The 537-nt window shown below is 69.3% G+C and carries 1 protein-coding gene; it reads right to left on the bottom strand.

All coding sequences use genetic code 11. The annotated features are described in order from the left end of the window. On the bottom strand, positions 1-503 hold a 503-nt coding region (locus ABD817_RS39485), incomplete at its 3' end, for an ATP-binding cassette domain-containing protein (protein ID WP_344923580.1). Positions 504-537: the final 34 nt, after the last annotated feature.

Here is a 537-nt window from a genome sequence, read left to right as displayed (position 1 = left end):
TCCATGATCATGTCGAGGACGGCGTGCTCGTCCAGCTCACCGGCACCGGCCTCACGAATGACCCGGCCCTCCCGCAGAACCAGCACCCGATCGGCCAGCCCCAGCACCTCGGGAACCTCACTGGAGACCAGCAACACCCCGATCCCCTCGTCGGCCAGCCGCCGCACCACCGCGTACAACTCCGCCCGAGCCCCCACATCCACCCCGCGGGTCGGCTCGTCCAAAAGCAACAACTTGCGGTCGTTCAGCAACCACCGGGCCAGCACCGCTTTTTGCTGGTTACCGCCCGACAACGTCTTGATCGGCCGCTCCGGATCAGCGGGCCGGATATCCAGCGCCCGCACCATCTCCCGCGCGTCAGCCGCCTCCCGGCGCCGGTCCATCCACCCCAGCCGCGAATACCGGCCCAAACTCGCCAGGCTGATGTTGCGCGAGACGCTCTGGTCCAGCAGCAACGCCTGCGCCTTACGCTCCTCGGGCGCCAACCCCATGCCCAGCCGCACCGCACCGGTCGTACCACCACCCCGGCGCACCGGC

Source organism: Streptosporangium oxazolinicum, assembly GCF_039537505.1.
Taxonomy (GTDB): domain Bacteria; phylum Actinomycetota; class Actinomycetes; order Streptosporangiales; family Streptosporangiaceae; genus Streptosporangium; species Streptosporangium oxazolinicum.
The sequence above is the reverse complement of the archived record's forward strand: the minus strand, read 5'-3'. Positions and strand labels throughout refer to the sequence as shown.